Annotated in this window: 3 protein-coding genes; 1 reads left to right on the top strand and 2 read right to left on the bottom strand. The window is 61.6% G+C overall.

Features of this window, described 5'->3' with window-relative positions; genetic code table 11:
• Positions 1-27: 27 nt before the first annotated feature.
• Entirely contained in the window at positions 28-17625 is a 17598-nt protein-coding gene (locus AB7M33_RS15735; protein ID WP_454244226.1) for a non-ribosomal peptide synthase/polyketide synthase, read from the top strand.
• Positions 17626-17818: 193 nt separating this feature from the next.
• On the opposite strand, the gene AB7M33_RS15740 is transcribed toward AB7M33_RS15735, so the two are convergent.
• Positions 17819-20275 carry a TonB-dependent siderophore receptor gene (locus tag AB7M33_RS15740; RefSeq protein ID WP_238217037.1) on the bottom strand — a complete coding sequence of 819 codons (2457 nt, stop codon included), beginning with the start codon at positions 20273-20275 and terminating at the stop codon, positions 17819-17821.
• A gap of 125 nt (positions 20276-20400) precedes the next feature.
• Positions 20401-21261 carry a dihydropyoverdine dehydrogenase gene (gene pvdO, locus AB7M33_RS15745; protein WP_454243095.1) on the bottom strand — a complete coding sequence of 287 codons (861 nt, stop codon included), beginning with the start codon at positions 21259-21261 and terminating at the stop codon, positions 20401-20403.
• Positions 21262-21687 lie beyond the last annotated feature (426 nt).

Here is a 21687-nt window from a genome sequence, read left to right on the forward strand (position 1 = left end):
ATGCAAACGGATAACAGAAATTTGGAACTGGTAAAACGCTTCATTGGCCTGCCCCTGCCGCAGCGCAAGCTCTTTCTTGAAAAGCTCGCATCGAAGGGCATGAGCCTTGCGCAGTTACCGATCCCGCAGAGCCGTGGCGATGTCGACCCGATACCGCTTTCCTTTGCTCAGCAAAGGCAATGGTTCCTTTGGCAGCTGGAGCCGCAAAGTTCTGCCTATAACATTCCTGCTGCCTTGAAGTTCACCGGTGCACTGGACATCAGCGCTTTGCAGCGCAGTTTCGAGTCGTTGATCGCCCGCCACGAAACGCTGCGTACCACCTTCCGGCTGGAGGGCGAACAGGCGGTACAGGTCCTTCATCCGCACATGCCGTTCACGCTGGTCGTGGAGCCTGTCGAGGCCACTGCGCCTTCTGTTCGTGCCTGCCTTGAAGCTGAGGCCCAGCTGCCCTTCGACCTGGAACATGGGCCACTGATGCGGGCCAGGCTGTTGCAGTTGGGGGCGCAAGAGCACGTGCTCACACTGACGTTGCACCACATCGTGGCTGACGGGTGGTCCTTGCCGGTGATGGTGCAAGACCTGGTCAAGCTTTATGAAGGGTTCAGCCAAGGCCGCGACGTGCAGTTGCCGGCGTTGCCGATCCAGTACGCCGACTACGCCATTTGGCAGCGGGCCTGGATGCAGGCGGGTGAACAGGACCGGCAACTTACCTACTGGAAAGCACAGTTGGGTGATGAGCAACCGGTGCTGGAGTTGCCGACCGATCGTCCTCGCCCGGCGGTCCACAGCCAACAGGGTGCACGGTTGGAAATCCCTTTGGACGGGGAACTGGTCGGTTCGCTCAAGCAATTGGCGCAGCAGCAGGGCGTGACACTGTTCATGCTGTTGCTCGCCAGCTTTCAAACGCTGCTGCACCGCTACTCAGGGCAGGCGGATATCCGCGTGGGCGTTCCGATCGCCAACCGCAACCGTGCCGAGACGGAGCGCCTGGCGGGCTTCTTCGTCAATACCCAGGTGCTGCGTGCCGAGTTCGACCTGGGCATCACCTTTACCGAGCTGCTGGAGCAAGTCAGGCAACGTGCTTTGGGCGCGCAGGCGCATCAGGATTTGCCTTTCGAACAACTGGTCGAAGCTTTGCAGCCGGAGCGCAGCCTCAGCCACAGCCCGTTGTTCCAGGTGATGTACAACCACCAGGCCGAGACCAAAAAAAGCGAAGGGCGCAACCTGCCAGGCCTGCTGATGGAGGAGTTGGCGGCGCAAAGCCATGTGGCCAAGTTCGACCTGGCACTGGACACGTTCGAGCACGAAGCGGGTATCAGCGCGGCGTTGACGTATGCGACCGATCTGTTCGACGCGGCCACCATCGAGCGCATGGCAGGGCACTGGGTCAACGTGCTCGTCAGCATCGCAGGGCAGCCGCACCAGCCTGTTGCAGGCTTGTCGATGCTGAGCCCGCAAGAGCAGCAACGCGTCATCAGCGACTGGAACAGCACGCAAGCGGATTACCCTGCCGATAAAGCCATGCACCAATTGTTCGAAGCTCAGGTGCGTGTGTCACCCGACGCCCCGGCTTTGTTGTTTGGCGAACAGGTGTTGAGTTATGCAACGCTGAACGAACGGGCCAACCAGTTGGCGCACAGGCTTCGTGAGCAGGGGGTAGGCCCGGATGTGCTGGTGGGCATCGCTATGGAGCGCAGCCCTGAAATGGTGGTTGGCCTACTGGCGATACTCAAGGCGGGTGGCGCCTATGTGCCGCTCGATCCTGAATACCCGCAGGACCGTATCGAGTACATGCTCGAGGACAGCCAGTCGGTCTTGCTGTTGTCCCAGTCGCACCTGCTTGCGCGCATGCCTGAGGAGTTCCATGCCAGGACTTTGTTGCTGGATCAGTTGTCGCTGCAGGCATACCCGGTAACCGATCCGGTCTGCCTGACCGAACCGGGCAATTTGGCCTACAGCATCTATACCTCTGGGTCCACAGGCAAACCCAAGGGTGTTCTGATCGAGCACCGCAACGTAACGGCGCTGATTGGTTGGGCACTGACGGTTTACAGCCAAGAGGACCTGTGCGGTGTGCTGGCCTCGACCTCGATCTGTTTCGACCTGTCGGTGTGGGAGCTGTTCGTCACGCTGTCGGCCGGAGGCTACGCGGTGCTTGCTGCCAACGCGCTGGAGCTGCCACACCTGGCGGCCAAAGACCGCGTACGCCTGGTCAACACCGTACCTTCGGCAATCAAGATGCTGCTTGAGACCGATGCCTTGCCGGCAACCGTTCGCACCATCAACCTTGCCGGGGAAGCGCTGAAGCAGTCGCTGGTCGACGACTTGTACGCGACCGGGCATGTGCAACAGGTTTATGACCTGTACGGCCCTTCCGAGGACACGACCTACTCCACCTTTACCCTGCGTTGCGCCAATGGCAAAGCCAACATTGGCCGGCCGATCGCCAACAGTGCGGTTTATCTGCTGAGTGAAGCGGTAATGCCGGTACCGGTAGGTGTAAACGGCGAGCTGTACATGGCCGGTGCGGGGTTGGCACGGGGTTATCTCGGCCGCCCAGGCCTGACAGCCGAACGCTTCATTCCCGACCCGTTCGATGAGCAGGGCGGCGGCAGGATGTACCGTACCGGCGACCTCGCCCGCTACCAGGAAAACGGGCTGATCGAGTATGCCGGTCGCATCGATCACCAGGTGAAGATTCGTGGCTTCCGTATCGAGCTGGGTGAGATCGAGGCGCGGCTGCAGGCCCAGGAGGCTGTCCATGAAGCGGTCCTGTTGGCTCAGGATGGCCCAAGTGGCAAGCAATTGGTGGGCTATGTGGTACCGGCCGATGATGCCGTGATGGACACACTCGAGCAGCAGTCAGCGCTGCGTGATGCGTTGCGTGGCCAGCTCAAGCAAAGCCTGCCGGAGTACATGGTCCCGGCGCAGCTTGTGTTCCTCAACGCGTTGCCGCTGACGCCCAATGGCAAGCTGGATCGCAAGGCGCTTCCACAGCCCGATACCAGCGTGTTCCAAGCCCAGTACCTTGAGCCTCGTACCGAACTGGAACGCAGTATTGCTGCGGTCTGGGCGGGTGTGTTGAAACTGGAAAAGGTCGGGCTGACCGATAACTTCTTCGAGCTGGGTGGCGACTCGATCATTTCCTTGCAGGTGGTCAGCCGTGCGCGCCAGGCAGGCATCCAGTTCACGCCCAAGCAATTGTTCCAATTCCAGACCGTACAAGGCTTGGCATCGGTTGCGCGGTGTGCCGATAACGTTGTCATCGACCAAGGCGCAGTCACCGGCACCTCGCCGCTGACACCTGTTCAGCACTGGTTCTTCGATCAGGCGATGCCCCAGCCTGAGCACTGGAACCAGTCGGTACTGCTGGCACCCAGCGTAAGCATCGACCCGCAGCATCTGGGTGCCGCACTGCAACACGTGCTGCAGCACCACGACGCGCTGCGCCTGGGTTTTGATCAGGCAGGCGGAAGTTGGCAAGGCACGTTCAACGATGTCGAAGCCCAGGACGTACTGTGGCATCGCTCGTTCAGCGACATGGACGCGCTTTTGCGCGCGGCCAGTGATGCGCAGCGCAGTTTCACGCTCGGTGGCCCCTTGATGCGGGTATTGCTGGGCACGTTGCCTGATGGTGACCAACGGCTGCTGTTGGTGGTCCATCACCTGGTCGTTGACGGTGTGTCATGGCGCGTACTGCTTGAGGATCTGCAGCAGGCCTATCTGTCAGTCTCGGCCGGCCAGCCTGTCGAATTGCCTGCCAAGACCAGCGCCTACAAGGCTTGGGCCGAACGGCTGCAGGCGTACGGCAAAAGCGCCGATCTGGCTCAGGAGCTGAGCTACTGGCACGCACAGTTGCAGCATGCTGACGACGATTTGCCCCGTGATCATCTGCAAGGCGGCAACCAGGTCAGGCACGCCGCCTACGCAAGCACCCATCTGGATGCACAGTGGACGCGCAAGCTTTTGCATGAAGCGCCCATGGCCTACCGCACCCAGATCAATGACCTGCTGCTCGCAGCGCTGGCGCGTGTGGTGGCCCGTTGGACCGGGCGGACTAACGTACTGGTGCGCCTGGAAGGGCATGGCCGTGAGGACGTGTTCGACGACCTGGACCTGACGCGCACCGTGGGTTGGTTCACCAGCATCTATCCGGTGACCTTGACCGCTCAGGCGCAACTCGACAGCTCGATCAAGGTCATCAAGGAGCAACTGCGGGCAGTCCCCAACAAGGGTATTGGATACGGGCTGCTGCGCTATCTTGGCAGCGATGACAGCCGGCAGGTGCTGGAGAGCCTGCCGCAGGGTGAAATTGTCTTCAACTACCTGGGGCAATTCGACGGCAGTTTCCAGGAGCAAGACAGCGTCTTCACGCCAGCCAAGGAGGATGGCGGGGCCAATCAAAGCGAAGAGGCGCCCTTGGGCAGCCTGTTGGCACTGAACGGGCAGGTCTATGCGGGCGAGCTGAAAATGGGGTGGACCTTCAGCCGGGAACTGTTCGACGCGTCGACCATTCAGCGCTTGGCTGATGAGTATGCCCAGGAACTCAAGGCGCTGATCACCCACTGCTGCCAGGCGGCCAATCGCGGGGTCACGCCTTCGGATTTCCCGCTGGCCCGCTTGAGCCAGGCCGAACTGGACAGCCTGCCGGTACCCGCCGCCGAAATCGCCGATATCTACCCGCTGGCACCCATGCAGCAGGGCATGTTGTTCCATACGCTGTACGAGCAGTCGGCCGGCAACTACATCAACCAGCTCCGTGTAGACGTGGACGGGCTGGACGTGGAGCGCTTCAAGCATGCCTGGCAGGGCGCGCTGGGGGCGTACGATATTCTGCGAACCGGTTTCGTCTGGCAGGGAGACCTGGACCACGCGGTGCAGATCGTACGCAAGCACGTCGAGCTGCCGTTCACTGAACAGGATTGGCGCAATCAGCCAACGGCAGATCAAGCGCTGGACGCGTTGGCCGAGCGTGAGCGACAACGCGGCTTCGTGCTGGATGCAGCCCCCTTGTTGCGCCTGGTGTTGGTGCGTACCGGTGAGCAACGTCATCATCTGATATGCACGCATCATCACATCCTGATGGATGGCTGGAGTACGTCGCGTTTGTTGGGGGAAGTGCTGCAGCGCTATGCCGGTCAGGCACTGCCGACCCAGAGCGCGCATTACCGCGAATACATCGCGTGGTTGCAGCGCCAGGATGCGGTTGCCGCTGAAACCTTCTGGAAGGAGCAATTGACGGCGCTGGAACAACCGACGCGTCTGGTGCATGCCATACGCATGGCACCGGGTGAGCAGGCTTCTGGTCACGCAGCCTTCCACCAGGTTTTCGACCGCGAGCAGACCGCACGTGTCGAAGCGTTCGCCCGGGCTAACCGGGTCACGGTCAATACGCTGATGCAATCTGCGTGGATGCTGCTTCTGCACCGCTATACGGGGCAATCGACCGTGTGCTTCGGCGCTACGGTAGCAGGGCGACCGGCTGACCTGCCGGGTGTGGAGGAACAGATCGGCTTGTTCATCAACACCTTGCCTGTGATCGGTTCCCCTCGCGTGGAGCAGACGGTGGCTGAGTGGATCAGCCAAGTGCAAGCGAGCAACCTTGCCCTGCGTGAGTTCGAGCACACGCCGTTGTACGAGGTACAGCGCTGGGCAGGCCTGGGCGGGGAGGCACTGTTCGACAACCTCCTGGTGTTCGAGAGCTATCCGGTGTCCGAAGCCCTCCAGCAAGGCGCGCCTGCCGGCTTGCAGTTTGGCGAAGTGGCTAACCGGGAGCAGACCAACTACCCCCTCAGCGTGGCAATCGGGCTCGGCAATGTGCTGTCTGTCCGCTACACCCATGATCGAACGCTGTGGAGTACGCAAGCGATCCAAGGGGTCGCCAGCCACTTCGCCAATCTGCTCGAGGCGCTCGTCGACAATGCCACCACGGCACTGGGCGACCTGCCTCTGCTGGATCCGCAAGCAGCTCGCCTGATGGTCTCGGACTGGAACTACCAGGCCGCCGTCAGCACCGATGAGCTGAGTGTCAGCCAGTTGATCGAAGCGCAGGTAGCACGGACGCCTGATGCCGTGGCGGTGCTTTTCGAGGGGCAGTCGTTGAGCTATGCCGAGCTGAACCACAGGGCTAACCAACTGGCAGGCCGGTTGCGTGAGCTGGGTGTAGGCCCTGATGTGCTGGTCGGTATCGCCATGGCGCGCAGCCTGGAGATGGTGGTGGGGTTGCTGGCTGTGCTCAAGGCGGGCGGCGCCTATGTGCCGCTGGACCCGGACTACCCGCAGGACCGCTTGGCCTATATGCTCGAGGACAGTGATATTCAGCTGTTGCTGACGCAGGCATCATCGGTTGCGCACGTACCGGTGCCGGCACGGATGCACTGCGTTGTCGTCGACCAACACAATGAATTTGCAGGTTACCCGGGCGAGAACCTGACGCAAACCAGCGTCGCGCAGAACCTGGCCTACGTCATTTACACCTCTGGCTCGACCGGCAAACCGAAAGGTGCAGGCGTTGATCAGCAAGCACTCTGTGGCCGCCTGCGCTGGATGCAGAACGCCTATGGCCTCAACGAGCACGATGTGGTCCTGCAAAAAACATCGTTCAGCTTTGACGTGTCCGTGTGGGAGCTGCTCTGGCCATTGACCTGTGGTGCCAAGGTGCTGCTGGCACGGCAGGGTGATCAGCGTGACCCGGCGCTTCTGATCGATCTGATTCGTGCCCATGGCGTCACGACCCTGCACTTCATTCCGTCCATGCTCAAGAGTTTCCTCGACGCGGAGCACGTTGCCCACTGCCATAGCCTGAAGCGTTTGTTCTCGGGTGGCGAAGCCATCACCCATGACCTGCTCAACAGGGCCCTGGAGTGCTTGCCGCATGTGGCAATCTACAACCGTTACGGCCCGGTCGAGGCGACGATCAATGCGACTCACAGTGAGCGTTTGAGCGTTCGGCAGGGCGACGTCGAGATCGGCAAGGCGCTGCCTGATACGCGGATCCATATTCTCGACTCGGGCCTCAATCCGGTGCCGGTTGGCGTCTGTGGAGAGCTGTACATCGGTGGTAAAGCCCTGGCACGCGGTTATCACCGCAAGGCCCAGCTCTCTGCAGAACGGTTCATCCCCGATCCGTTTGGAGCCCCGGAGGGTGAGCGCCTGTACCGCACCGGTGACCTGGCGCGCTACCGCATCGATGGGGTTGTCGAGTACGTCGGGCGTATTGACCATCAGGTGAAAATTCGCGGTTTCCGTATCGAACTCGGTGAAATCGAAGCGCGCCTACAGGCGTTACCAGGTGTGCGTCAAGCCGTGGTATTGGCTCAGCCAGGGCCGCAGGGACACCAGTTGGTGGGTTATGTGGTGCCGACCGAGCCATCGGTGATGCAAGGCGGCCCTGATACTCAGTCGACGCTGCGTGATGCCCTGCGGGTCGATCTCAAGGCCGCACTGCCTGAATACATGGTGCCTGCACACTTGCTGTTCCTGGATCAGCTGCCGCTGTCGCCGAATGGCAAGCTGGACCGCAAAGCCCTGCCACACGCGGATGCCAGCCTGTTACAGCAGGCCTACCTCGAACCGCAAACGGACCTGCAGCGTACGATTGCAGTGATCTGGGCGGACGTATTGAAACTGGACAAGGTGGGGCTGGCCGACAACTTCTTCGAGTTGGGCGGCGACTCGATCATTTCCTTGCAAGTGGTCAGCCGGGCACGTCAGGCCGGCATTCAATTCACGCCCAAGGAGTTGTTCGAGCACCAGACGGTACAGGGGCTGGCATCGGTTGCCCGGTTGTCGGCAGGCTTGAGCATCGACCAAGGCCTGGTCGTGGGCGACATGCAACTGACCCCGATCCAGCGTCGCTTCTTCGATGCGGATATCCCCGAGCGCCATCACTGGAACCAGTCGTTGCTGCTCACGCCGAATACCGCACTGGAAGCGGATCGACTGAATGCGGCGTTGCACGCGTTGCTTGCGCATCACGATGCGCTGCGTTTGCAGTTCGCAGCGTCAGGTGGCAATTGGTCGGCCAGCTTCGGCACAGCAGCGCCGTCAGCGGTGTTGTGGACCCGTACGCTGCGCGACGACGAAGCGCTGCGCGGGCTTGTCGACGAGGCGCAACGCAGCCTCGACCTGGAACAAGGGCCCTTAATGCGTGCGGTGCTCGCGTTGCTGCCTGATGGTAGCCAGCGGTTGCTGCTGGTGATCCACCACCTGGTCGTGGACGGTGTTTCATGGCGGGTATTGCTGGAAGACTTGCAACAGGCCTATGCCTCGCTGGGTTCCGGTCAAGCGCCGAGCTTGCCGGCCAAGACCAGTTCGTTCCAGGCCTGGGCCCAACGCTTGCAGGCCTATGCCAGCAGCGTCGAGCTGGAGCATGAGGTCAGCTATTGGCAAGGTAGCCTGCAAACGGCACGAGGCGCGTCGTTGCCTGTGGACCATCCGGGTGGCGAAAACCTGGTCAGGCATGCCACCTCGGTGACGACCCGCCTGGATAAAACCTGCACCCGTCAGCTCTTGCAGGATGCGCCAGCGGCCTATCGCACGCAGATCAACGACTTGTTGCTGACCGCGCTGGCGCGGGTGCTTAGCCGCTGGATAGGGCAGCCGGACGTAGTAGTTCGTTTGGAAGGGCATGGACGGGAGGATGTGTTCGATGACCTCGATCTGACCCGCACCGTTGGATGGTTCACCAGTGTTTATCCGGTGAAATTGACCCCGAGCGCTGGCATGGCCGATTCGGTCAAAGCGATCAAAGAGCAACTGCGCGCGGTGCCTGAAAAAGGCATTGGTTATGGTGTGCTGCGCTTCCTGGGGAGTGATGAACAGCGTCAGGCACTGGCGCAGTTGCCACAGGGTGAAATTGTCTTCAACTACTTGGGCCAGTTCGACGGCAGCTTCGGCGATGAGGCAGGCCTGTTCGTTCCCGCTAAAGAGTACAGCGGTGACCCCCATGACCAAGCCGCGCCACTGAGCAATCTGCTGGCAATCAACGGTCAGGTGTATGCCGGTGAGCTGAAACTTGGCTGGACCTTCAGCAGCGCGTTGTTCGATGCGTCGACGGTGCAGCGCCTGGCCGACGAGTACGCTGAAGAGCTCAAGGCGTTGATTGCCCATTGCTGCGTACCCGGGCATCGCGGGTTCACCCCGTCGGACTTCCCGCTGGCACGTTTGAGCCAGGTACAACTGGACCACCTGCCCGTGGCGGCGGCTTCGATCGCCGATGTCTATCCGTTGTCGCCGATGCAGCAGGGCATGCTGTTCCACACGCTCTACGACCAACAGGCCGGTAACTACATCAACCAGTTGCGGGTCGATGTCGAGGGGCTGGAGGTACTGCGCTTCAAGCAGGCCTGGCAGGCGGCGTTGGATGCGCACGACATTCTGCGCACCGGGTTTGTCTGGGAAGGGGACCTGGACCAGGCGATGCAGGTGGTCCGAAAGCAGGTGACGCTGCCGTTCAGTGAGCACGACTGGCGTGGAGCACCAGCGCTCGAAGCGGCGCTGCAAGCATTGGCCGAAGACGAGCGTCAGCGTGGTTTTGCGCTTGATGAGCCAGCGCTGCTGCGCCTGGTGCTGGTCCGTATCGACGATGACCGTTACCACCTGATCTATACCAACCACCATATTTTGATGGATGGCTGGAGCACCTCGCGCCTGCTGGGCGAAGTCCTGCAGCGTTATGCTGGCCCGACGACCGGGTTCCAGGCCACGCACTATCGGGATTACATCGCCTGGCTGCAACGTCAGGATACGGCAGTTGCCCAAGCCTTCTGGCAGGCCCAGCTGGCCGCGCTCGACGAGCCGACGCGCCTGGCCCAGGCCATTGCCGGTAGCGCAGGCGATGCGGGCAGCGGCTACGGTGATCATCGCCTGGCCCTCGATGCCGAGCAGACCGCACGCATCGAAGCCTTCGCCCGGGCTAACCGCGTCACCGTCAACACCCTGGTGCAATCGGCCTGGCTGCTGCTGTTGCAGCGCTATACCGGCCAGGCCAGTGTCTGCTTTGGCGCCACCGTGGCCGGCCGCCCGGCAGATTTGCCAGGCGTTGAGGAGCAGATCGGCCTGTTCATCAACACCCTGCCGGTGATTGGCGCGCCCCGTGCCGAGCAGACCGTGGCCGAGTGGATCGCCCAGGTTCAAGGCTGCAACCTGGCGTTGCGCGAGTTCGAGCACACCCCGCTGTACGATGTGCAGCGCTGGGCCGGGCAGGGCGGTGACGCGCTGTTCGACAGCATTCTGGTGTTCGAGAACTACCCGGTGTCCGAGGCGCTGCAACAAGGCGCGCCCGGCCGCTTGCGCTTTGGCAACGTGGCCGTGCAGGAGCAAACCAACTACCCACTGACCCTGGTGGTTGAGCTGGGTAGCAGCCTGGCGATGCACTACAACCACGACCGTACGCAGTGGAGCGACGAGACCATTGGCCGCCTGGCGGCCAACTTTGCGGATTTACTGCAGGCACTGGTCGCGGATGCGGATGCAGTAGTCGGCGAGCTGCCGATGTTGAGCCTGCAAGAGCAGCAGATGATGGTCGAAGGCTGGAACGACACCGTCGCGGCGTACCCGAATGAGCGCAGCATCCACTCATTGATCGAAGCCCAGGTGTTCGCCACCCCGGACGCCCCGGCGTTGGTGTTCGGCGAGCAGACCCTGAGCTACGCCGAACTCAACGGCAAAGCCAACCAGCTGGCGCACAAGCTGCGTGAACTGGGCGTGGGCCCGGACGTGCTGGTGGGCATCGCCATGGAGCGCAGCCTGGAGATGGTCATCGGCTTGCTGGGTATCGTCAAAGCAGGTGGCGCCTATGTGCCGCTGGACCCGGAGTACCCGCAGGACCGCCTCAGCTACATGTTCGAAGACAGCGGCATTGCCTTGCTGCTGACCCAGTCGCACCTGCGTGATGCCCTGCCGATTCCGGCTGGCCTACACAGCCTGGATCTGGATGTCGAGGATTTGACCGGCTACAGCGATGCCAATCCTGGTATCGACGTAGCCCCGCTGAACCTCGCCTACGTGATCTACACCTCCGGCTCCACCGGCCGCCCGAAAGGCGCCGGCAACAGCCATCAGGCACTGGTCAACCGCCTGTGGTGGATGCAGAAGGCCTACGGCCTGGACGCCAGTGACAGCGTGCTGCAGAAAACCCCGTTCAGCTTCGACGTGTCGGTGTGGGAGTTCTTCTGGCCGCTGATGACCGGCGCGCGCCTGGTCATGGCTCAGCCGGGCGCCCACCGCGACCCGCAGCTGCTGGTCGACACCATCAACCAGTACGCCATCAGCACGCTGCACTTCGTGCCGTCGATGCTGCAGGCGTTCATGATCCACGAAGCGGTGGAAAGCTGCCGCAGCCTCAAGCGCGTGGTGTGCAGTGGCGAGGCACTGCCGGCCGAGCTCGCGCGCCAGACCCTGCAGCGCCTGCCAGGGGCCGGCCTGTACAACCTGTACGGCCCGACCGAAGCGGCCATCGACGTCACCCACTGGACCTGCCGCGCGGACGAAAGCATCAGCGTGCCGATCGGCCAGCCGATCGACAACCTCAAGACCCACATCCTCGAAGGCAGCCTGCAACCGGCGGTACGCGGCAGTGCCGGCGAGCTGTACCTGGGCGGCGTAGGTTTGGCACGTGGTTATCACCAGCGCCCGGCGCTGACGGCCGAGCGTTTTGTGCCGGACCCGTTCAGCGACAACGGCGGGCGCCTGTACCGCACCGGTGACCTGGCGCGTTACAACGCCGATGGCGTGATCGACTACGCCGGGCGTATCGACCATCAGGTGAAGATCCGCGGGTTGCGGATTGAACTGGGTGAAATCGAAGCGCGCCTGCTGGAATTGCCAGCGGTGCAGGAAGCGGTGGTGCTGGCCCAGGACGGGCCGAGTGGCAAGCAGTTGGTGGGCTATGTGGTACCGGCCGACAGCACGCAAGACGAGGTAGAGTTGCGCGACAGCCTGCGTGAGGCCCTCAAGGCCGGGCTGCCGGATTACATGGTGCCCGCGCACCTGCTGCTGCTGGGCAAGCTGCCGGTAACACCGAACGGCAAGCTGGACCGCAAAGCCCTGCCGCAACCGGATGCCAGCCTGCTGCAAGGCGAATACATCGAACCCCAGACCGAAATGGAGCAGCAGATCGCGGCGATCTGGGCAGATGTACTCAGGTTGGAACGCGTCGGCTTGAGTGACAACTTCTTCGAGTTGGGGGGCGACTCTATCGTGTCGCTGCAGGTGGTCAGTCGCGCACGCCTGCAAAACATCCAGTTCACGCCCAAGGAATTGTTCCAGGCTCAAACAGTTCAAGGCCTGGCAGCCGTGGCCCGCCGCGCGGCGAGTGCTGTCATCGATCAAGGGCCGGTAACCGGCGTCACGCCGCTGATACCGATTCAGCACTGGTTCTTCGAGGCGGATATTCCTCAACGACACCACTGGAACCAGTCGGTACTGCTGACACCGAGTGAACGACTGGACTCGGATACGCTGGACGCAGCTTTGCTCGCACTGGTCGAGCACCATGATGTACTGCGCTTGTGCTTCGAGTCGAAGGGGGGCGCCTGGCAAGCCGAGTTCCGCGAAGCGCTACCCCATCAACTGTGGACGCGCTCAGCCGTTAATGCAGACGACCTTCAGCCTCTTGTCGAAGAAGCCCAGCGCAGCTTGAGCCTGGAGCAGGGCCCACTGGTGCGGGCGGTGCTGGCTAACCTCGCCGATGGCAGCCAACGCGTGCTGCTGGTGATCCACCACCTGGTTGTGGATGGTGTGTCGTGGCGGGTGCTGTTGGAGGATTTGCAACAGGCATACCAAGCACTGCGGGCCGGTAATGCGCTGCGCTTGCCGGCCAAGACCTGCGCGTTCAAAGTCTGGGCGGAGCATGTACAGCGTCATGCCACCAGCCCTGAGTTGCAGGCCGAGCTGGGCTTCTGGCAAACACAACTGCAGGGCGCCAATGACGTGCTGCCGTGTGACTACCCGCAAGGCGAAAACCTGCTCAAACATGCGGCGTCGGTCAGCACCAAATTGGACCGCGAGACCACGCGGCAACTGCTTCAGCAAGCCCCGGTGGCCTATCGTACACAGATCAACGACTTGCTGCTGACTGCGCTGGCCAGGGTAGTGGGCCGTTGGACGGGGCGCCCGGAAGTGTTGGTGCGCTTGGAAGGCCATGGTCGGGAAGACCTGTTCGATGGCATCGACCTGAGCCGCACGGTAGGCTGGTTTACCAGCATGTATCCGATCACCTTGCGCCCTCACGCTGGCCTGGCCGACTCGATCAAGGCCATCAAGGAGCAATTGCGCGCAGTACCCAATAAAGGGGTCGGGTATGGTCTGCTGCGATACCTGGGCGGGGACAACGCGCGTGATGTGCTCGCGGCGCTGCCCCAGGGGGAAATCGTGTTCAACTACCTGGGGCAGTTCGACGGTAGCTTTGACGGCGAGTCGAGCCTGTTCGTGCCTGCCAAGGAGTACGCGGGTGCTAACCAGGACGCAGACGCGCCATTGCCCAGCTTGCTGACAGTGAACAGCCAGGTGTATGGCGGCGAATTGAAGGTGAGCTGGAGTTTCAGCCGCGAGCGGTTCGACGAGGCGACACTCAAGCAGCTGGCGGACGCGTATGCCGACGAGTTGAGAGCGTTGGTGGCCCACTGCTGCGAACCGTCCCATCGTGGTGTCACACCATCGGACTTCCCATTGGCGGGCCTTACCCAGGCTCAGCTGGACAGCTTGCCGGTTGCAGCTGCGGACATTGCCGATCTCTACCCGCTATCCCCGATGCAGCAGGGCATGCTCTTCCACACGCTGCAGGGCTCGGAAGCCGCGCTCTACATCAACCAGACCGCAGTAGAAGTCGAAGGCCTTGAAGTCGAGCGTTTCATCGCGGCCTGGAACCATGTGATTGCGCGCCATGACATCCTGCGTACCGGCTTCTGGTTGTCTGCCAAAGCAGACCAGCCGCTGCAAGTGGTCCATCGCCACGCCACCCTGCCTGTGCAAGTGCTTGACTGGCGCGGCCGTGATGATACCGCTCAGGCATTGCAAGACCTGGCTGCAAGGGAGGCGGCAGAAGGCTTTGACCTGATGGCTGCACCGCTGATGAGGTTGACATTGGTCAAGCTCGAAGACGCACGCTTGCACCTGATCTGGACACGCCATCACATCCTGATGGATGGCTGGAGCAACTCACGCCTGCTGGGCGAGGTGCTGCAGCATTACCACGGTCATGCTGCCAAGGCGCCGCTCGGCCGCTTCGCTGACTACATCCGTTGGCTGGGCGAGCAGCCGCAAAGCGCGCTGGAGACGTTCTGGAGCAGTAAGTTGCAAGGGCTGGAAAGCCCGACGCTGCTGGCGGGCAGCATAGCGCCACAGCCTGATGCCAAGCAGGTTGGCCATGATGCCCTGTATCTGAAATGGGACCGCCAGCAGACTTCCCGTTTACGCGAACAGGCACAGCGTCTGCGCGTCACCCCGAACACCTTGATTCAGGCCACTTGGCTGTTGCTCTTGCAGCGCTATACCGGTCAATCCACGGTGTGCTTCGGGGCCACGGTAGCTGGGCGGCCAGCAGGTTTGGCCGGCGCCGATGAGATGCTCGGGCTGTTCATCAATACCTTGCCAGTGGTGCAGTCAGCACAACCTCATCACGTTGTCGGTGAGTGGGTACGTCAGCTTCAGGCCTACAACCTGGAACTGCGAGACCATGAACATGCTGCCTTGTCTGACGTCCAGCGTTGGGCAGGGCGCGCGGGGCAACCGCTGTTCGACAGCATCGTGGTCTTCGAGAACTATCCAGTCGATGAGCGTCTGCGCGAGGAAGGGGCTGGCACACTGCGGTTCGGTGAAGTCAGTAGCCGTGACGTGACCAACTATGCCATGGACCTCGCCGTGCACCTGGGCGAGACCTTGTCCGTCGAGTTCCTGTACCTGCGAAACCGCTTGACTTATGCGGCAACGGACATGATCCGGGGCAGCTTTGAGCGCTTGCTCACCGGCATACTGGATAACCCGAACGCAGCGATAGGCAGCCTGGACATGCTCACGCCGATGCAGTCGCTCAAGGCACGCGAGCGCAACCAACTGCAACCTAAGCAACAGGGCCTGCCGTTGCTGGCTGAGCGCATTGCCCAACACGCGGTAGCCAGGCCGCAAGCTGTGGCTGTCATCTGTGCTGGGCAGCAACTGACGTATGCGCAACTGGACGAACGCGCCAACCGCCTTGCGCACCATTTGATCGGCCTGGGCGCGCAGCCTGAAGCGACGGTGGGGGTTGCGCTGGAGCGTTCGGTCGAGACGATCGTGGCCTTCCTGGCAGTGATGAAAACCGGCGCGGCCTATGTACCACTGGACATTGACTACCCGCAGGAACGTCTGCAGTGGATCGTGGAGGATTCGCACATGCACCTGCTGCTGACCAGCAGCAGCCTGCGTGAGCGTTTGGGCGACGTACAACACGTGGTGGCTCTGGACCAGTTGTCGCTGTCGCAGTTGCCGTCGACTGCACCTCAGCTTCAGGTACAGGAAGACAACCTCGCTTACCTGATCTACACCTCTGGCTCTACCGGCAAGCCGAAAGGTGTGGCGGTAAGCCATGGGCAAATCCGCATGCACTGCCAGGCCATCGCCCAGTTGTATGAGATGGACGAGGCCACGCGCGAGTTGTTGTTCATGTCGTTTGCCTTCGACGGAGCCCAGGAACGGTGGCTTTCAACCCTGTCCTCCGGTGGTTGCCTGGTGGTTCGCGAGAACCGCTTGTGGACCGCGGAAGAAACCTGGCAGGTGCTGCAGGCACAAAGCATCGATATTGCGTGCTTCCCGCCAGCCTACCTGCAGCAGTTGGCCGAGTTCGCCGAGAGTCAGCCAGAGGCGCCACCTGCGGTACGCATCTATTGCTTCGGCGGGGATGCGGTACCCGATGCCTTGTTCGAATTGGTCAAGCGCACCTTGCAACCGCAGTACTTGACCAATGGTTATGGGCCTACAGAAACGGTAGTGACGCCGATGCTGTGGAAGGTATCGGCACAGCAGCGTTGCGAGGCGGTGTATGCGCCGATCGGTGATCGGGTCGGCCAGCGCACGTTGCATGTACTCGATGATGACCTCAACCCGCTGCCAGAGGGTGTCGCGGGTGAGTTGTACATCGGGGGCGAGGGTGTGGCGCGGGGTTACCACCAGCGCAGTGCCCTGACGGCCGAGCGTTTCGTGGCCGACCCCTTCGCCGAAGGTTCGCGCCTGTATCGGACGGGGGACCGCGTGCGCCGCCGTGCCGACGGGGTGATCGATTTCATTGGGCGCCTGGACAGCCAGCTGAAGGTGCGCGGCTTCCGTATCGAACCGGGCGAGATCGAAGCGCGCTTGCGTAACCTGGCCGATGTCAGGGATGCCGTAGTCGTGGCGCGTGAGGGCGCTGCCGGCAAACAGCTGGTCGGGTATGTGGTCACCGGTACGGCCGCAACCGATGCGACGCAGCTGCGTGAGGCGCTTCGTGCCGAGCTGCCTGACTACATGGTGCCTGCGCAGTTGGTGCTGTTGCCGACGCTGCCGCTCACCCCTAATGGCAAAATTGATCGCAATGCATTGCCTGCCCCTGAGTTTGCAGCACAGCGGCAGCGGATTGCACCGCGCAATGCCGTGGAGCAGGCCTTGGTGAACATCTGGCAAGAGGTGCTGGGCGTGCAAAGTGTGGGTGTGGACGACAACTTCTTCGAGCTTGGCGGTGACTCGCTGCGGGTGCTCAAGATGTTGTCGAAGGTCCGCGCCAGCGATGATATTCCGATAGAGCTGAAACTGCGGGACGTCATGGCTAAACCGACCATCGGTGAACTCAGTGGCTATGCCGCCGCTGATGAAAGCCTCGATCCCTTGTTGCTGCTCAACAGCCGGGTGCCCGATGTGGCCCCCCTGTTCTGCCTGCACGCGGGCTTTGGTACGGTGTTCGATTATGAACCACTGGCCCGACGCCTGGAGGGGCGCTGCAGCGTTTACGGTGTGCAATGCCGAATGCTGCTCGACCGTGACTGGGTGGACGATTCGCTTCAGTCGATGGCCATCGATTACGCCCAGTACATCCGCCAGAAGCAGCCCGAAGGGCCTTACCGCCTGCTGGGTTGGTCGTTGGGGGGGACGCTGGCCGTGCTGGTGGCCCAGGAACTGGAAAGCCAGGGCCAGCAGGTATCGTTGCTCGGGCTGGTCGACAGCTTCATGCCGGGGACCGAGCCAAATGACGTGCAAGGTGACTGGAGCGATGACCTACGCGGCTTCCTGGGTGTCGTGTTGGGGGTACCCAAGGAACAACTGGCTATTGGCTCAGTGCCAGCCGGTACTGCAACTGCAATGCTGGAGCAGGTGATCGACGAGGTCTGCGCGATGCAGGGTGGGCAGTCAGCGTTTGCCGAAGTCGGCAGCGCTGAATTGGCTCATACATTCATCGTTGCCATGCGGCTGAAGGTGTTGTCGCAAGGGGTCGAGCCGCTTCCGGCCACCCAGGCATTGGCATCGTGCTGGTGGGCAGGCGGCAGCGTGAGCCCTGCCTGGACCCATGCCTATGCTGAAAGCAACGCTGTCTTAGCTGGCCACTATGACATCCTCAAGCATGCAGAGGTGATCGAGAGCCTGGTGGCTAAGTTGAGGGAGGTGGATACGGTCGCGTAACAACGGCCTTGTAGAAGTACCAAGAGGGGCTATCCGTACGGGATAGCCCCTTTTTGTATGCAGGCGTAAATGGCGCTCGCCTTCGCAAAGGCTGGGCATGAAAAAACGGCGCTCCGGTTAGGGAAGCGCCGTTATCAACAGGCCTGTCGTGTGGACCGTGGCCGGCTAGACCCGCCTGGCTAGATGAACGCCATCAGAAGTCGTAGCGCAGGTCGAGCGTGGCATTACGCGGTGCACCATAGTGACCATAACTGCCGGCCATGCCGGAGTAGTACTTTTCGTCGAACAGGTTGTTCACATTCAGCGTTGCCGCCAAGTGGTCGGTGACCTGGTAACGCGCCATCAGGCTGGCCACGGCATAGTCGTCATCCTTGACCTTGGCATTGTTGAAGTTGGTGAACGTCAACGCTTTGCTGGAATCCCAGTTGACGCCGCCGCCTACGGTCAGCTTGTCCCAGTTGCCCTGGAGGCGATAAGTGCTCCACAGGCGGAACGTGTCCATGGGCAATTGGGTCGTCAGACGGTCGCCGTCGGCGTTCTCGGTACGGGCATGGCTGTAGCCGGTTTGGACATTCCAGCCAGGCGCGATCTCACCCGCGATTTCAAACTCGAAGCCCTTGGTTTTCGCGCCGTCTACGGCCCGATACGCCTGGCCATTGGTCGGTGTGAGTTGGCCCGGATCAATTTCGGCGAAGTTGTCCCGCTCTACCATGAACACGGCGGCGCTGGTATTCAGGCGGCCATCGAAGAACTCGCCTTTCCAACCCAATTCGTAGTTCTTGCCGACCACAGGCTCGAGTACCTTGCCGTCTTTGTCCATCGACGTCTGCGGCTTGAAGATGTCGGTATAGCTGACATAGACAGACTGTTCAGGGGTCAGGTCGTAGACCACACCGGCATAGGGGGTTACCTGGCCGGTTTCACGCATCTTGCTGACCGTGTTGGTGTTGGCAATCAGCGAGGTCAGGTCGGAGTCGTAAGTGTATTGCGAAACCCGTGCACCCAGCAGCAGGTGCAGGTCATCGGTAATGTTGAAACGGTTGGCCACGAAGTAACCGCTTTGTCGTGTCTTGATGTTGAAAATCAGAGAGGGCCGGTAGCCGTCGCGGGCCAGGTAGTTATCCCAGGTGTAGAAATTGAACGTGGCGATACCACCGGTCTGCGAGTGGTGGTCGTTTTCATATTCGGAATAGTTGTACCCCACGACCAAGTCGTGGGAACGGCCGAACAGCTCGTAAGTGCCGGCGAGGTTGACGTCCAAGCCCTTCTGGGTTTGATCGGCGGAAATCTTTGCCCGTTCGGCGCTTGCAGCGCCGGTTTCCTCGTTCAAGTACGTGACCCCGGACGTGCTGCGGTACCAGCCCAGGTCAGCATCGCGATCGACGTCCATGTAATTGGCCACCACCCTGAGCTTCCAGTCGTTGACCAACTGCTGCTCCAAGGTCGCCGTGTAGTTCATGGTCTCGAAATCATCGTACATCCACCGAGCGCCAGAGCTGGTGGATCGCGAGAAATCGGTTTGCTTGCCATTGGTGAACAGCAGTGGGACACCCGGCGCGCCCGTCGATTTGTACTTCTGGTAGTCGACACCAAAACGCACGAGGGTTGTGTCGGTCAGGTCGGCTTCAACGACGCCGTAGAGGATTTCCCGCTTCTGGTCATACCAGTCCATGAACGTGTGGTTGTCTTGCTTGGCCGCAACCATGCGCCCTCGGACGTTACCTGTTTCTGTCAGTGGGCCGGAGACATCGACTTCGCTGCGGTAGTTATCCCAGGATCCAACACTGCCCTTGACATAGGATTTGAACTCGCGGGTCGGCTTCTTGCGGATCAAGTTGATCACGCCGCCAGGCTCGCCGGCACCGGTCATCAGGCCCGTGGCGCCACGGACGATCTCGACCCGGTCATACAAGGCCATGTCCAGCAGCGTGCTGGGCATGTTGCGCGTCTGGTTTTCCTGGCTGGTATTGACGCCGTCGAACTGGTAGGTATCGATGGCACTCCCGCGAGAGTAGATGTTGAAGCGCTCCCCGCCATCCTGGGACATGGTGATCCCTGGGGTCTCTTTGAGCACATCGGTGATGGCGCTGAGGTGTTGATCATCCATGCGTTGACGCGTCATCACGGTGACCGATTGAGGCGTTTCACGAAGCGACAGGTTCATCTTCGTGGCTGTACTGGTGATACCTGTGGTGTACGAACCGGTGCCTTCGGTAGTAGCGCCGAGGCCCACGCTATTGACGTTGGTCGCCGAAAGCTCGACCTGGCCTTCCTTTGCGGCCGAACTCGCTGTCACCGTCGCCGAGTTGCCATCAATCTGGTACCTCAACCCCGTCCCTTGCAACAGGATGCGCAGCGATGACGCCAGGTCATGGCGCCCCTTCAGTGCCGAAGAACGCAGCCCACTGATATCTTGTGGGCTGTACAGCAGTTGAGTATCCGTCTGCTTGGCCAGCGCCTGCAGCGCCGAGTTCATCGACTGCGCCGGAATATCCAGGGTCCATTCCTGTGCCTGCACCTGTGCAACCAGCGCAGAGGACAGCGCCAGGCCCAGGCCAATGCGTGACAGCGCACGCTGGGGGCGAAGGGAATGACGAATCAGTAAGGCTTTGGCAAGCGGGTTGAGCGCACTGGGCAATGGCATGGACATCTGTTGCGTTCTCGTTGGCAGAGGGGTTTTTTTCTATGTGCTGTATGTGACGCAGCACCTGTGAAAAACCGGAACGATTCTTATTGACTGTTTTTCCGCAGGTGCTGTTAACCGCGTCACAACGTTCAGAGTTCGCGGGCTACGCGAAAGCCGAGGAAGTCGCCACGGGTGGTCTTGAGGCGGTCGTTGCGGTTGGCCGAGCGCGAGAAGATCGGTGGCTCGCCCCAGTCGTTGCCGCGCATGTGCGCGCGGATGCACTTGGGGTCCTGGATCCAGGCGCTGCCGTCGCTGGGGGCGCCTTCGTAGCTTTCGTGGTAGCAGTCGGCGACCCACTCGTAGACGTTGCCGTGCATGTCGTACATGCCGAAGGCATTGGCCGGGTAGCTGCCCACGGGGGCGGTGAAGGTGTAGCCGTCACGGGGGCCGTAGGTGTTGGCGTGCTTGCTGATCTCGTACTTGCCCGGCTCGTCGAACGGGAAGGGGAACGGGCCGGTAGAGCCGCCGCGGGCGGCGTATTCACGTTCAGCCTCGCTGACCATGCGGTAGGGCTTGCCGGTTTTTTTTGCCAGCCATACGGTGTAGGCCTGGACTTCGTCATAGTCGACGCACACCGCAGGTTGGCGGGCCGTTTGTTTGTAGGTGGGCTTGCTGGCTTCGCACCAGCGGCCGGGGCGGTCGTCGCCGCTCTTGATGACGGTGCCGGTGGCCTTGATGTAGGCGTCCAACTCGCCGGCGGTGACCTGGTAGCGGCTCATCGCGAAAGGCTTGGCGAAGGTCACGGTGTGCAGCGGGCCTTCGTCGGGCTGGCGGCCGGCTTCGTCATCGGGTGCGCCCATCACGTAGCTGCCGGCGGGCAGTACCACCATCTCTGGGCAGTCCTTGCAGTCCTGGAAAACATCACCTGGCTGGGCCGCGTGGGCGTAGGCGCTGACCAGCAGCAGGCAGGTGATCTGGGCTGGCCGGTAGAGCCAGGCTTTTGCGTTCATGAGTGGTCCTCGGAGCGGGTGAATGCGTGCGGCGTTTCGCATTCAGACGAGCCAAGGCGGTGAAAAATTAACCAACGGCCGCGCCTACAAAGGTCGGTTTAGCCAGTTGCCAGCCAGAAAACGCCGGGCTATAGTCCAGGCCATTGATCTCATCCTGAAGACCTGTTCATGCCAGCCATCCCTTCCACCTCATGCTTTGCCATCGCGCCAGTCGCGGGCGAGGTCGTGCGTGGTAGCCAGCAGCCGGCCATGATCAGTCACTACCCACCACCTGTCAGTGGCGTTGTAGGCGGCGTAGCTCCGCCTCCTTGCGTGGTCGTGCTGGGCTGATCGGCTTCTGGCCGCTGCCCACCGCACTCGCAACCTACTGAACACGGTCGGCTACCTCCCTCGCTGAAGCGTACGCCCTCCGTTCGGCTCATTCGC

This window comes from Pseudomonas sp. Y3 TE3536 (genome assembly GCF_053629175.1).